Annotated in this window: 13 protein-coding genes; 3 read left to right on the forward strand and 10 right to left on the reverse strand. The window is 73.2% G+C overall.

The features are described 5' to 3' along the window. Positions 1-31: 31 nt before the first annotated feature. On the forward strand, positions 32-247 hold the full coding sequence (locus ACFVSN_RS26850; protein WP_387590996.1) for an Imm7 family immunity protein: 216 nt from the start codon (positions 32-34) through the stop codon (positions 245-247). Positions 248-322: 75 nt separating this feature from the next. Here ACFVSN_RS26850 and ACFVSN_RS26855 read toward each other — a convergent pair whose 3' ends face one another. Beyond that, positions 323-1789, reverse strand: coding sequence for an MFS transporter (locus tag ACFVSN_RS26855; RefSeq protein ID WP_387590993.1), 1467 nt, complete (start codon positions 1787-1789; stop codon positions 323-325). 202 nt (positions 1790-1991) lie between these two features. On the opposite strand from ACFVSN_RS26855, the gene ACFVSN_RS26860 reads away from it, so the two are divergent. After that, entirely contained in the window at positions 1992-2690 is a 699-nt protein-coding gene (locus tag ACFVSN_RS26860) for a WHG domain-containing protein (protein WP_387590991.1), read from the forward strand. A gap of 131 nt (positions 2691-2821) precedes the next feature. Here ACFVSN_RS26860 and ACFVSN_RS26865 read toward each other — a convergent pair whose 3' ends face one another. From ACFVSN_RS26865 to ACFVSN_RS26905, 9 genes are all read right to left on the reverse strand, one after another. Next, positions 2822-3964 carry an acyltransferase family protein gene (locus ACFVSN_RS26865; protein WP_380443681.1) on the reverse strand — a complete coding sequence of 381 codons (1143 nt, stop codon included), beginning with the start codon at positions 3962-3964 and terminating at the stop codon, positions 2822-2824. A 151-nt stretch (positions 3965-4115) separates the two neighbouring features. Next, entirely contained in the window at positions 4116-4880 is a 765-nt protein-coding gene (locus tag ACFVSN_RS26870) for an SDR family NAD(P)-dependent oxidoreductase (protein WP_380443683.1), read from the reverse strand. After that, a complete protein-coding gene (locus ACFVSN_RS26875) occupies positions 4873-6105 on the reverse strand; it encodes an MFS transporter (protein ID WP_387590987.1) in 1233 nt (410 codons plus the stop codon). The genes ACFVSN_RS26870 and ACFVSN_RS26875 overlap by 8 nt, the downstream gene beginning before the upstream one ends. Before the next feature lie 3 nt (positions 6106-6108). Beyond that, positions 6109-6666, reverse strand: coding sequence for a quercetin 2,3-dioxygenase (locus ACFVSN_RS26880; RefSeq protein WP_380443687.1), 558 nt, complete (start codon positions 6664-6666; stop codon positions 6109-6111). 14 nt (positions 6667-6680) lie between these two features. After that, positions 6681-7712, reverse strand: a complete 1032-nt coding sequence (locus ACFVSN_RS26885; protein WP_387590984.1) for a methionyl-tRNA formyltransferase — start codon at positions 7710-7712, stop codon at positions 6681-6683. A gap of 92 nt (positions 7713-7804) precedes the next feature. After that, entirely contained in the window at positions 7805-8992 is a 1188-nt protein-coding gene (locus ACFVSN_RS26890; RefSeq protein WP_380443691.1) for an acyl-CoA dehydrogenase family protein, read from the reverse strand. Between the two features lie 29 nt (positions 8993-9021). Continuing rightward, the gene (locus ACFVSN_RS26895) at positions 9022-10503 is read right to left on the reverse strand and encodes an FAD-binding oxidoreductase (RefSeq protein ID WP_387590982.1); all 1482 of its coding nucleotides are present in this window, start codon (positions 10501-10503) and stop codon (positions 9022-9024) included. A gap of 62 nt (positions 10504-10565) precedes the next feature. Continuing rightward, positions 10566-10991, reverse strand: a complete 426-nt coding sequence (locus ACFVSN_RS26900) for a chorismate mutase (RefSeq protein ID WP_387590980.1) — start codon at positions 10989-10991, stop codon at positions 10566-10568. Between the two features lie 47 nt (positions 10992-11038). Continuing rightward, entirely contained in the window at positions 11039-11557 is a 519-nt protein-coding gene (locus tag ACFVSN_RS26905; protein WP_380503212.1) for a flavin reductase family protein, read from the reverse strand. A gap of 213 nt (positions 11558-11770) precedes the next feature. Here ACFVSN_RS26905 and ACFVSN_RS26910 point away from each other — a divergent pair, with 213 nt between their 5' ends. After that, on the forward strand, positions 11771-13147 hold the full coding sequence (locus tag ACFVSN_RS26910; RefSeq protein WP_387591099.1) for an amino acid permease: 1377 nt from the start codon (positions 11771-11773) through the stop codon (positions 13145-13147). The last annotated feature ends 28 nt before the right edge of the window (positions 13148-13175 follow it).

Raw genomic sequence — 13175 nt, forward strand, 5'->3', positions numbered from 1 at the left:
GCGAAGGGCGCCGGGCGGTAGGCTGCGGCGCGTGTTCGAGTACCACGACTCGATCGTGGCGTTCTTCCGCGAGGTCGGCCAACTGGCCCCGGGTTCCTACGGGTTGCTGCACATCCGGGACGACGAGGAGCCGGGCCGCGAGAACGAGGTCACCGTCGTCCGCATGGTCCGCGGCCGGCTGAGCACGCATACGGAGCTGCTGCTGTCCCCGTGCATCCCCGTCCTGGAGGACCCGTTCCCGGGTTAGCCCGAAGGAAATGTCCGGTCCCGGGGCGGCTACGGGGGAGGCCGCTCCGGGACCGGAGTCTTGGGGTGGTGGGGGTCAGACGCCCACCGACTGCTTCTCCGGGTCGAGTTCGGTCTCGGTGGCGGTCTCGGCGGCGGCCTCGGCGGCCGGGGGCTGCTTCTTGAGGGCCAGGGCCAGCAGGCCGCCCAGGATCAGCAGGACGCCGCCGGCGATGCCCGCCGTGCGCAGGCCCTCGACCACGTCCTCCTTGGCGGCGGTGGCGTAGGTGCCGGTGAAGGTGGAGTTGGCGACCGCCACCAGGGCCGCGAGGCCGACCGCGCCGCCGACCTGCTGGGCGGTGGAGGCCATGGCGCCGGCCACGCCCTGCTCCTCCGGGGCCACGCCGGAGCCGGCGGAGGCGAAGACGGAGACGAAGACCAGGCCGCCGCCGAGGCCCCACAGGACGGAGCCGGGGAGCAGGGCGGGGAAGGAGCCGCCGGTGGTCATGACGGCGGCGGTCAGGGCGATGCCGGCGCCGTTGACGGCCATGCCGGTGGCGAGGGTGGCCCGCATGCCGAAGCGCTGCATGAACTTCGGGGCGAGCTGGCCGGCGCCGACCATCGAGACCAGGGTGAGCGGCAGGAAGGCGAGGCCGGCCTGGAGCGGGGTGTAGCCGAGGACGGGCTGGATGTAGGTGGTGAAGACGTAGTAGCCGCCGGACAGGCCGGTCTGGAAGACGAACACCACGGCCATCGCCACGACGAGCGGACGGTTGCTCAGCAGGCGCAGCGGCATGAGCGGGTCGCGGGTGCGGGCCTCGGTGACGAAGAAGGCGACGAGCAGGGCGGCGCCGAGGAGCAGGGCGGTGAGCGGGGTGGGGCTGAGCCAGCCGTCCTCGGGGCCGGTGACGAGGCCGAAGACGACGGCGGAGATGCCGGCGGTGGCGAGCAGGGCGCCGGGCAGGTCGAAGCCGCCGCGGCTCTGGACGGCCGGGTCCGGGCGCAGGACCTTCGGGGCCGGGATGAGGACGGCCAGCGCGAACGGCACGTTGATGAAGAACACCCAGCGCCAGGAGGCGAGGTCGGTGAGGACGCCGCCGAAGAGAGCGCCGGCGGCGAGGCCGAGCGAGCCGGCCATGCCCCAGACGCCGAAGGCCTTGATGCGCGCCTGGCCGTCGAAGGAGGTGGCGATGAGGGCGAGGACGGCGGGGAAGAGCAGGGCGCCGCCGACGCCCTGCACGACGCGGGCGCCGATGAGGACGCCCTGCCCGGTGGCGATGCCGCCGACCAGGGAGGAGACGGCGTACAGGCTCAGGCCGGCGAGGAAGAGGCGGCGGGCGCCGATGCGGTCCACCGCGCGGCCGCCGAAGAGCAGCAGGCCTCCGAAGGAGACGGCGTAGGCGGAGACGACCCACTGCAGGGACTGGGCGGAGAAGCCCAGTGCCCGGCCGATGTCGGGCAGCGCCACATACACGATGTTGTAGTCGACGGTGACGATGAACTGCGCGAAGGCGAGCAGGAAAAGGGTGATTCCCGCCCTGCGGGCAGGGGCCGTGGCAGGCATGGTTACTCCCGTTGGGGACGACGTGGGGACGACGTGGGGACAGCTGGGGAACAAAGTCGGCACAGGGTCGGCACGGAAAGCACACGTGCGGAATAAAGCCCGCACCGAACGGTGCTCAGCTTCTTAACGGTGTTTACTCTAGCAGGAGTACGCTCCAAACAAAACGCCGTATAGTTCTGCCACCGACCTGGAGGACAGCAGCATGGATACGAAGCCCACCCGCCGCGCGCGGCTCCGCCAGCAGACGATCACCGAGATCAAGGAGGCCGCCCTCAAGGCCCTCGCCGAGGCGGGCCCGGCGGGCATCACCCTGCGCGGGATCGCCCGCGAGCTGGGCATGACGGCCGCGGCCCTCTACGGCTACTTCGACACCCGCGACCAGCTGATCTCGACCCTCGCCGCGGACGCCTACAACGAGCTGGCCGACTCGCACGAGGCCGCCCTGACCGCCCTGCCGCACGAGGAGACGGCCCGCCGGGTGCGCGCGGTGTGCGACACCTTCCGCACCTGGTCGATCAAGAACCCGGCGGCGTTCCGGCTGATCTACGGGGACGGCCTGCCCGGGTTCACCCCGCCCGAGGAGGTCGCCGCGGCGGCGCGGCGATGCTGCATGACGGTGCTGGACGTGGTCGACGGGGCGTGGGAGCACGCGCCGGCGGCGCTGCGCGAGGACCGGGCGGACTGGTCGGACTTCCACGAGTCGTTGTCCGGCCCGGCCCGCGAGCAGTTCCCCCACCTGTCGCCGCAGGCGCTCGGGGTGAGCCTGCGGATCTGGGGGCGGATGTACGGGCCGGTGGCGCTGGAGGTGTTCGGCCACCTCGGGCAGCAGATCAACGATCCGGCGGAGGTGTATCGGCGCGAGGTGGACGCCATCGTTGAAATGCTCGGCATCAGCGAGTAGATACCTGGGAATTCTCGCCACTCGCGCGAGAAGAACCTAGCAATCTTTAGGAAACAATCCTAACGGTTTATCCTTCACATAAAAGCGGAGGCCGGTCGTCACGAAGGCGACGCGCGACGACCGGCCCGACGTCACCGCCGCGAGCGCGACCAGGCCCGCATCGCCGGCTTCTCGACCACGGCGTACAGCAGCCACGCCAGCGCCAGGCTCACACCGAGGTACAGCACGACGATCGCCGCGCCCTGCCAGACGGCGAACGACCGCTCGAAGCCCATGAGTTGCTTCACGTACGTGATCACCGTCCCGTGCACCATGTAGAACGCGAAGGACACCTCACCCAGCCACAGCAGCGCCGGGTGGTGCAGCACCGAGCCGGCGCCGCCGAGGTCCCGCACCGCGATCGCGGCGATCAGCAGGGCCAGCGGCAGCGCGGTCACGGCGCTGTGCGAGTACAGCCACGGCACGTTCATCGAGCCGGCCCAGGCCGCCAGCGCGAGCACGGACGCCACCGGTACGCCGATCCGGGGCAGCCGCCCGGCCGCGACGATCAGCGCCATGACGATGCCGAGCGCGAACTCCAGCGTGCGCACCGGCGGGAACATGTAGACCGCCCAGAACTGCTCGGCGGAGACGGGGAACCCGTTGGGCGTGGTGCCGCCCGGCAGCAGCGCGTACGCGGCCGCCGGCACCAGCGCGATCGCGGCGGTCAGGACCAGTGCCAGCGCCCACAGGCGGGCCGGGTCGACGCGGCGCAGCAGTGCGTGGAGGAACGGGAAGCACAGGTAGAAGAACAGCTCGCAGGCCAGCGACCAGCTCGGCGGGTTCACCGACAGGTAGACGTCCAGGTACGGGAACCAGGCGTGCACCATCGCGAGGTTGGGCAGCCACTGGTGCCAGGTCGAGGTGGCGGCGGCGAACAGCACCATCGCGAGCGCCCAGGTGACGACGTGGTTGGGGAAGAGCTTGACCACCCGGCGGCGCCAGAAGGTCCGCTTTCTCAGCCCCGGCCGGGCGGCGTGGGTGAGGACGAAGCCCGACAGGAGGAAGAAGAACGACACCCCGATCGAGCCGGTGGTCGACCAGATCCGGGCCCAGATCTCGCGAGCGCGCCCGTCGAACGGGGTCAGCGCGGGCGGGCCGGTGAGCGAGGTGTGGAAGAAGAACACGCCGAGGGCGGCGAAGAAGCGCAGCCCGGTGAGCGAGGGCAGCCGGGACGGCAGGACGGAGCTGCCGGCAGCGGTGCGGGCCGGAGCGGTTGCGAGTGTGCGGGACACGTGCGGTCGGATCCTTCGGAGCGGGTGCGGGCCGGGCGGCTCGCAGCGGAACGGATACAACTTCCTTGCAGTGAAGGTGAGTTGAACGGAAGGAGACGCGAAAGGGGCCGGGCCATCCCCGATGGCCCGGCCCCTTTCGGAGGGACGCGCGTCAGGCGGTCGTGCCGCCGTCCACGGCCAGGGTGGCGCCGGTGACGAACGCCGCGCCGGGCGAGACGAGGTAGGCCACCGCCTCGGCGATGTCGGTGGTGGCGCCGTAGCGGCCGAGGGCGGTGCCGGCCCGCTGGAAGCCGGCCGAGGGGCCGTCGGCCGGGTTCATGTCGGTGTCGATCGGCCCGGGGCTGATCTGGTTGACGGTGATCCCGCGCGGGCCGAGGTCCCGGGCCAGTCCCCGGGTCAGGCCGAGGATCGCGGCCTTGCTGACCGCGTACGGGGTCATGCCGCCGCCCGGCACCCGTTCGCCCAGGCAGGAGCCGATGTTGACGATCCGGCCGCCCTCGGGCAGGTGGCGGGCCGCGGCCTGGGCGGTGAGCAGCGCGCCGCGGACGTTGACGTCCAGGGTGCGGTCGATGACGTCGACCGGCACATCGGTCAGGGCGGTGCCGCTGACGTCCATGTAGCCGGCGTTGTTGACGAGGATGTCGATCCGTCCGAAGTGCGCGACGGTGGCCTCGACGGCGGCGGCGGGCGCCTCGCGGTCGGCGGCGTCGGCCCGGACGGCCAGGGCCTTGCCGCCCGCGCGCTCGATCTCCGCGACGACGGCCTCGGCGGCCTCGGCGCCGCGGGTGTAGGTGAGGGCGACCCTGATGCCCGTGCCGGCGAGGCGGCGGGCGATCTCGGCGCCGATGCCGCGGCTGGCTCCGGTGACCAGGGCGACCCGGTCGTCGGCGGTCGGCTGGGTGGCGGTGTCAGACATGGGACGGCCTTTCGGAGGACTCGGAGGAGGGCGCGGAGGAGGGCGCGGACACGGCGGGAGCGCCGGGACCGGCCGTGCGGCGCAGCAGTTCGGGCACCAGCGTCAGCAGCCCGAGCACGGCCATGGCCGCGCCCGTCCACAGCGGGGCGCGCAGCCCCCAGTGCGAGACGCCGATCCCGCCGACCCAGGAGCCGACGACGACGCCGAGGGTGATGAAGGAGGTGTGGACGGTGTTGACCAGCGGGCGGTCGTTGGCGGTGCGCATGACGCGGGTGACCATCGCCGGGTTCATCGTCACGCCGACCAGCCCGATGCCGGTCATGGCGGCCAGGGCGACGGCCGCGTCGGCGGCGCCGAGCGCGAAGACCGTCAGGAACACGGTGTTCAGGGCCAGGCCCGTGCCGAGCACCGTCAGGGTGTGCCGGTCGGCGAGGCGCCCGACGACGGCGTTGCCGATGACGGTCGCGGCGCCGTAGAGGACCAGCAGCAGCGGGACGGTGCCCGCGGCGAAGCCGGTGACGTCGGTGAGGATCGGCACGAAGTACGAGAACGCGGCGAAGGTCGCGCCGATGATCAGCATGCTGGTCGCGAAGGCCGCCCACAGCCGCGCGTTGCGGAAGGCCCCCAGCTCGGCGCGGACGGAACCGCCGGAGCCGCCGGCCCCGTCGGACTCCTCCTTGGCCAGTGCCGGGACCGCGCCGAGGGTGACGGCGAGGGCCAGCGCGGCCAGGGCGGCGACCGCCCAGAAGGCGAACCGCCAGCCGTAGTGCTCGCCGGCCAGCTGGGACAGCGGCAGGCCCAGCACGGTGCCGACCATCAGGCCGCCGAGCACGATCGAGGTGGCCCGGCCGCGCACCTCGGGACCGGTGACGCGCACGCAGATGGCGAGCGCGACGCCGAAGAAGGCGCCGGAGGCGGCCCCGGTGACGAGGCGGGCGACGACCATCAGGGCGTAGCCGTCGGCGAGGGCGCCGAGCGCCTGCCCGGCGAGGAAGACGGCGTACAGGCAGATCAGGGCGGTCTTCTGGCGCAGTCGCAGGAGACCGGCGGTCAGCAGCGGGCCGCCGATGGCCATGGCCGCGGCGTAGACCGAGACCAGGTAGCCGATCTGGGGGATGCCGGCACCGAGGTCCTCGGACAGCTGCGGCATCAGGCCGGCCACCAGGAACTCGCTGGTCACCATGGTGAAGATGCCCAGGCCCAGGACGTAGATCGCGAAGGGCACGGCTCAGACCTCGACAGTCTCGACGGTGTGGGACGGGCCGCCGACCACGACGGCCCCCGCGGCCTGGAACGACCCCAGGGACTCGGCGATCGCCTTGGCCCGCGGGTTGTCGGCCGGATCGAAGACCGGGATCGGCTCGCCCGGCCGGGCGTCGACGCCGGCCTGGAGGAAGAACTCCTCGAAGCCGCTGGGCGTGAAGATCAGCAGCTGCTTGGCGGCGTGCAGGCCCTTGTTGCGGAAGCGGTGGACGGTCCCCTTGGGGACGAAGACGAAGTCGCCCGCGCGGACGTCGTAGGTCTGCCCGTCCGCGAAGAACTCCAGCTCGCCTTCGAGGAGGTAGAAGGCCTCGTCCTCGTTGCGGTGGTCATGGGCCGGCGGCCCGCCGCCGGGCGGCACGGAGGCCTCCAGCAGCGTGATCGTCCCGCCGGACTGCGCGGTGTCGACCTTGACGGTGTAGACGTCGCCGTTGAGCCAGACCGAGGGGCCCTGGCCGGCGGGGATGTGCAGGACCTTGCCGAGGGCCGGCGGGTGGTCGCTGCGGAGCTGTTCGTTGAGTGACATGGCGTACGGGAACCTCAGGACGCGGGGACGGGGACGGAAGCCTGTACGGGTACGGAGGGCTGGACGGGAGGGACGGGCGCGGGGGTGAGCGGGTGCGCCAGTCGGGCGCCGTCCGGCAGCTGCCCGGTGCGGGCGGGCGCGACCTCCTGCCCGTCGCACTCGGTGGTCAGCACCTCCAGCCAGCCGTCGGCGCAGCCGACGAACACCCGCCCCCGCTCGCCGTGCACGACGAGCCCGGGCACGGGCGCCCGGTCGGGCGCGCCGGCCGGCGCCGGGTCGGCGGACAGGACGCGCACCCGTCTGCCGGCCTCGTCGGCGGTCCAGGCGCCCGGCGAGCGGTAGCCGGCCCGGACGTGCCGGTCGACGACGGCGAGCGGGGCGCGCAGGTCCAGGCGCAGGTCGTCGTCCGAGGGCCGGCCGAAGTACGAGCGCAGCGCCGGGTCCTGGGCGATCGGGCGGTAGCCGCGCTCGGCCAGCTGCGGGATGAGCTCCAGCAGCATCAGCACGTTGGCCCGCTCCTGGGCGGTGCGCAGGTCCAGCGCGGTCTCCCGGCCGGTCAGCGGCACCTGGTGCTGCATGATCAGGTCGCCGCTGTCGAGGACGGGCGCCATCTCGATGGCGGAGACGGCCGACTCGGTGGCGCCCTCGCGGATCATCCAGTAGAAGGGCGCGAGGCCGGCGAAGGCGGGCAGCGGCGAGGGGTGGAAGTTGACGGCGGTGACCCGGGGCACCGACAGCAGCCGCTCGCGCAGGATCTGCTGGAAGTTGGCGACGACGAAGTAGTCGGCCTCGTAGCCCTCCAGCTCCTCGACGAACTCCGGCCGGTTGACCGACAGCGGCCGCAGGACCGGCACCCCGAGCGCCGCGCCCTGGGTGACCAGGTCCACCTGCTCGGGGTCGTCGGTGAAGTACGAGCAGCGCTTGCCGTGCGGGGAGGTGACCACGGCGACGAGGTCGACCTGGGGGTGGCCGTGCAGCATGCTCAGGAACGGCGAGCCGAGCTTGGAGTTGACTTCCGAGAACAGGACGACGCGGATGCGGTCCATGGGTCGGGAAACCTCTCTGTGTCTGGCTGTGCGGGGCAGGGACGTTCGGGGTGGCGCGGGCCGGCCTGGAAGGGTCGGTGGCGCGGGCCGGCCTAGAAGAACGGGCTCGTCGACTTCCCGCCCAGCAGCACGTTGCCGGTGAGCTGGAGGATCGAGTCCTGGGCGACGGCGTGCTGGTTCATCGTCCAGGCGTCGCGCAGCCAGCGGTCCAGCGGCGAGGGCTTGTAGACGGAGGAGCCGCCGACCAGGTCGAACAGGGTCTGCACGATGTCGCGGGCGGTGCGGAAGGCGTGCCGGCGGGCGATGGCGGTGGCCACCCTGGCGTCGTCGGTCAGCTCGGCGCCGCCGGTCAGCGCGTCCCACTGGCGCTCCAGGCTCGCGTACACGCCGGAGCGGGCGGCCAGCAGCTCGCCCTCCAGGCGGGCGATGGTGCTCTGGACGCGGTGGTCCTGCGCCCACGGGGTGCCGGTCTCCCGGTCGGTGCGGTGGGCGGCCAGCTCCCGCACGTGGTCCAGCGCGGCGCGGGCCATGCCGAGCGGGATGCCGGACATCTTGCGCAGGATGGTGTCGGGGCTGGCGTGCAGCGGGCCGGTGCGGCGCGGGTCGGAGAAGCTGAAGGAGCGCTCCTCGGGGACGAACAGGTCCTCGCAGGAGTAGTCCTGGCTGCCGGAGCCGGCCAGGCCGGTGGTGTGCCAGGTGTCGTGGAAGGTGTAGGCCGCCGGCTTGGAGACCAGCACCCGCCAGTGGGTGGGCTCGCCGCTGACCGGGTCGGGCTCGGGGGTGCCGTCCTCGTCGACGATCAGGCAGCCGGCGCCGAGCCAGTCGCAGTGGGCCGAGCCGGAGCCGAACTTCCAGCGGCCGGTGAGGCGGTAGCCGCCCTCGACGCGCACGGCGCGGCCCTGCGGGTAGATCCAGCCGGAGTTGGCGAGGTCGAGGGTCGGGTACATCTCGCGGGCCACGTCGTCGTCGAGGTAGCCGGAGTAGATGCCGGAGTCCATGCCGATCATGGCGCACCACGCGGTGGAGGCGTCGCCGGTGGCGAGGATCTCGATCAGTTCGCACTGCTGCATCGAGGTGAGCTCGGGGCCGCCCCAGGTCTTGGGCATGGCGGCGCGGAAGACGCCGCCGTCGCGCAGCAGGTCGACGATGTCGGCGGGCAGGGTGCGGTTCTGCTCGATGCGGGCGCCGGCCTCGCGCAGCTGCGGGACGAGGGTGCGGGCGTGCGCGAGGATCGCCTCGGCGGTGTCGGGGACGACGGTGGTGGTCACGGTGGTGCTCATCGTGGAGGTCCTTCGGGAGTTGACGGTGATCAGAGGTAACGGCCGGGCGCGAACGTGCCGTTGGGGTCGACGAGGCGCGCGACGTCCAGGACCAGCGCGGCGTTCTCGGCGTCCGGGGCGTGCTCGCGGCCCCAGCCGCCGTGCGCGGAGTCCAGCCGGTACGGCGCCCAGCCGGCCGCGGCGAAGAGCGCGTAGGCCCGGTCGAGCGCGCGGTGCGCGGCCTCGGCCTGGGTGGCCCGGTCGAACGGGAAGGAGACGACGAGGTCGATGACGTCGGCGTCGAGGGCGTTGACGGTGGCGCCGGGGCGGATCCCGGTCTCCTCGTGCACGGTGTCGAGGAGGGCCAGGGCGCGGGCGGTGTCGGCGCCGGTGAAGGGGATCAGCGGCAGGAAGAAGATCCAGCCCTTGCCCTCGGCGTCGACGAGGTCGGCGCGGGTGCCGGTGGCGGAGGCGAGCATGTCCTCGTTGAACTCCACCGAGCCGGAGTACGCGGCCTGGACGACCTTGGACACGGTGTCGTCCGCGGCCGGCTCCTCCCCCGCCGCGATCCGGCCGAACAGGCCCGCGGCACGGGCCTCTTCGACCAGCGCCCCGGCGAGCGCGTCGAGCGTGCCGGCGGTGGCGTCCACGCACACGTGGGCGAGGTAGCCGTGGCCGCCCTCGCCGCCGTAGGTGGCGGTGGAAGCGGTGTCGTAGATCTTCACGACGCCCGACACCACGTTCCCGGCCCGCCAGCGGCGGATGAGGTCCACGGCCGCGGGCAGCTCCTCCCGGCCGAAGGAGAGCCGGACCACGCGCTGCGCCTCGGGGCGCGGCAGCAGCCGGACGACAGCGGCGGTGATCACGGCGAGCGGCGACTGGGTGAACAGGTGCAGCGTGCTCGGCCCCAGGCCGTACGGGTTGACGGCTCGTCCGGCGGAGGTGCCGGGCCACCAGCCGGTGCGCACCAGGCGGCCGTCGGGGAGCACCGCTTCGAGGCCGAGGAGGTCCTCGGTGCGCTGGCGGCGCAGGCCCACGCCCCGGTCGACGAGGTTGCCGAGCAGCGAGGTGTGGCCGGAGGAGGCGGTGACGTTGAGCATCCGGGCGGTGCCGGCGAGCCGGGCGGCGAGGACGGCCTGGGTGACGCCCGGCTCGACGACCGCGTAGCCGGCCTCGACGTCGAGGTCGCGGACGGCGTCGAGGCGGTCGAGTTCGAGGCGGACCACCGGGCCGACGGCCGGTTCCTTGGAGCCCAGGCCCCAGTTGCGGCCGGTGGAGACGGCGTGCAGGCCGGGCAGGCCGGCCCGGGCGCCGCCGTGCTCGTCGAAGGCGCGGACGACGGACCGCACCTCCTCGGCGCTGCCCGGGCGCAGGACGGCGTTCAGGGCGCGGGCGGCGAAGGCGGAGACGTTGGCCTCGGCCGGCAGGAGCGCGGCCGGGTCCGCGGAGCGGACGACGTGGTCGGGTCCGATGGCGGCGGCGACGGTGTCCAGGACCGCTTCGAGCGCGGTGCGGGAGGCGGTTTCGGGCATGGCTGGTCCTCGGAAGGTGCGTGCGCGGGCACGGAGGGGTGACGGAGAGGAGGGGGAAGGGCTCAGGCCGCGGGCTTGGTCGGGGCGGCGCCGCCCAGGTAGACGGCGACGGGCCGGCCGGGGCGGTCCCAGGACAGGTGCGCCAGCACCCGCAGGGTGCGGGGCGGGGCTCCGGCGAAGGCGGCGTCCTGCGCGCAGAGGGCGGGCAGGTCCCAGCCGGCCTCGTGCAGGACGAGCGCGGGATTGGTGGCGGTGAGGTCCGGGGTCATGGTGAACACGAGGCTCACCAGGTCCGCCCGGTCGAGGTGGTTGGCGGCCAGCAGGCCGGCGAGCAGGTCCTCGGTGGCGCGGGTGAGGGCGGGCACGGTGTCGGCGGGCACGGCGATGCCGCCGCGGACGGCGAGCGTACGGATCGTGCGGGTCGTACGGGTCGCGCCGGTCCTACGGGTCGCGCCGGTCGTACGGGTCGCGCCGGTCGTACGGATCATGCGAATCGTACGGATCGTGCCGGGAATGCCCTCGCCCTCGGCCGGGCTCAACTCCCGTCCGCGGAAGCGGAGGTGAAGCGCCCCTGGTGGAAGACCAGGGCGTCCTGCGGCTCCTCGGTACAGGTGGCGTGCAGCACCCGGGCGAGGAACAGGTCGTGGTCGCCGCCGGGGAAGGTGTCCTCGACCTCGCAGGCCAGCGAGGCCAGGGCGCCTGGGAGCACGTCGTGCCCCTCGGCAGTGCGGTCGAGGTAGGCGCCCAGACCGGGCCCGGCGGGCTTCTCCCGGGAGGCGAACAGCTTGGCCACGTCGCCCTGGTGGGCGGCGAGCAGGTGGATGCCGAGCCGGCGGCTGGCGGTGATCACGGGGTGCGCGCGGGCGGTCCGCATGACCGAGACCAGGACGCGCGGCGGGTCGAGCGAGATCGAGGTGAAGGAATTGACCGTCATGGCGACGGCGGTGTCCTCGCGGCCGCTGCTGAGGACGGTGACCCCAGTGGGATAGCGGCGCATGACGTCCCGCAGGTCCGCGGACTGTCCGCGGGCACGGGTGATGGACGGTGAAGGCATGACTCCCCCTTCGCACGGTAGTGCGAATCTTGTTGCTGCCTAAACGCTAGCGCGACTTGTGAACGCTGATAGCTTTTCTAACATAGATCTCGCCACGTTGGTCAAGCGCCGGTCAAGCGCGACCACCCCGAAGAACCGCTTCGACGAGGGAGAACCGTGACCTCTTCACCTGCCCGAAACGCCCAAGCCGCACTCCGTTCACGCCACTTGGCGATGCTGGCACTCGGCGGGGTGATCGGCGCCGGGCTGTTCGTCGGCTCCGGCGCCGGGCTCGCGGCAGCCGGTCCGGCCGTGCTGGTCTCCTACCTGCTGGCCGCCGTGCTAGCGCTCGCGGTCATGCGCATGCTCGGCGAACTCGCCGCCGCACTACCGGAGTCGGGCTCCTTCTCGGTCTACGCGCGTCGCGCGCTGGGACCGTGGGCCGGCTTCACCACCGGCTGGCTGTACACCTGGGTGACCGCCGTGGCCATCGCCGTCGAGGCCCTGGCGGCTGCGGCGATCCTGCACGCGTGGTGGCCGGCCGTCCCCTCCTGGGCGTTCGCCCTCGCCGCGATGACGCTCTTCACCACCGTCAACACCACCGACGTCCGGACCTTCGGCGAGGCCGAGTTCTGGTTCGCCTCGCTCAAGGTCCTCGCGATCGTCGCGTTCATCGCCCTCGGCGCCGCCGCCCTCCTCGGCGTGCTGCCCGGCGCCGGCTCACCGGGCCTCTCCCACCTCACCGGTGACGGCGGGTTCGCCCCCAACGGCCTGTCCGGGATCGTCACGGCGCTGCTCGGCGTCGTCTTCGCGTTCGGCGGCATGGAGGTCATCGGCATGGCCGCCGCCGAGTCCCGGGACCCGGGCCGCAGCATCCGCACCGCGGTGCGCTCCGCGATCTGGCGGATCGCCCTGTTCTACCTGGGCTCGGTGGCCGTCCTGGTCCTGCTGCTGCCGTGGCGCGACGCCCGCCCCGACGAGAGCCCGTACGTCGCCGCGCTCGGCCGGCTCGGCATCCCGCACGCCGGCGTCGTCACCCAGGCCGTGATCGTCGTGGCCCTGCTCTCGGCCCTCAACGCGAACCTGTACGGCACCTCGCGCATGCTGCACTCCCTCGCCGAACGCGGCGACGCCCCGGGCGCGTTGGCCCGCCGCACCCGGCGGGGCGTACCGGCCCGCGCGGTGGCCGCCGCCTCCGCCGTCGGCTTCGCCGCCGTCGTCCCCGAGGCGCTCTCCCCCGGCACGGCCCTGCCGCTGCTCGCGAAGGCGATGGGCGCGGCGATGCTCTTCATGTGGCTGGCGGTCGCCTGCTCGCACCTGGTCCTGCGCCGCTCCCTCGAAGCCGCCGGCCGGCTCCCGCTCCGCACCCGGGGCTTCCCCGCCACGACCCGCGCGGTCATCGCCGCGATCGCGGCCCTGATGCTGCTGATGACGGCCTCGGCCGGGACCCGCCCCCAACTCCTGACCTCCGCAGCCCTCACAGCCGCCCTGGCCCTCACCGGCGCGGCCCTCTCCCGCCGCCGCGCCCAGTCCCAGGCCCCGGCAGCAACAGCAACAGCAACAGCAACAGCAACAGCAACAGCAACAGCGGAGACCCGCGCCACTCCGTAACGCGTCGCCCAGTGACAAGTCGCCCACG

Source organism: Kitasatospora sp. NPDC057904 (assembly GCF_042887925.1).
Classification (GTDB): Bacteria; Actinomycetota; Actinomycetes; order Streptomycetales; family Streptomycetaceae; genus Kitasatospora.

Bases quoted from the DNA above. Each gene is read 5' to 3' on its own strand.
- ACFVSN_RS26860 (WP_387590991.1), top strand. From the start codon at position 1,992: ATGGATACGAAGCCCACCCGCCGCGCGCGGCTCCGCCAGCAGACGATC.
- ACFVSN_RS26880 (WP_380443687.1), bottom strand. From the start codon at position 6,666: ATGTCACTCAACGAACAGCTCCGCAGCGACCACCCGCCGGCCCTCGGC.
- ACFVSN_RS26870 (WP_380443683.1), bottom strand. From the start codon at position 4,880: ATGTCTGACACCGCCACCCAGCCGACCGCCGACGACCGGGTCGCCCTG.
- ACFVSN_RS26900 (WP_387590980.1), bottom strand. From the start codon at position 10,991: ATGATCCGTACGACCGGCGCGACCCGTACGACCGGCGCGACCCGTAGG.
- ACFVSN_RS26910 (WP_387591099.1), top strand. From the start codon at position 11,771: ATGCTGGCACTCGGCGGGGTGATCGGCGCCGGGCTGTTCGTCGGCTCC.
- ACFVSN_RS26890 (WP_380443691.1), bottom strand. From the start codon at position 8,992: ATGAGCACCACCGTGACCACCACCGTCGTCCCCGACACCGCCGAGGCG.
- ACFVSN_RS26855 (WP_387590993.1), bottom strand. From the start codon at position 1,789: ATGCCTGCCACGGCCCCTGCCCGCAGGGCGGGAATCACCCTTTTCCTG.
- ACFVSN_RS26895 (WP_387590982.1), bottom strand. From the start codon at position 10,503: ATGCCCGAAACCGCCTCCCGCACCGCGCTCGAAGCGGTCCTGGACACC.
- ACFVSN_RS26905 (WP_380503212.1), bottom strand. From the start codon at position 11,557: ATGCCTTCACCGTCCATCACCCGTGCCCGCGGACAGTCCGCGGACCTG.
- ACFVSN_RS26885 (WP_387590984.1), bottom strand. From the start codon at position 7,712: ATGGACCGCATCCGCGTCGTCCTGTTCTCGGAAGTCAACTCCAAGCTC.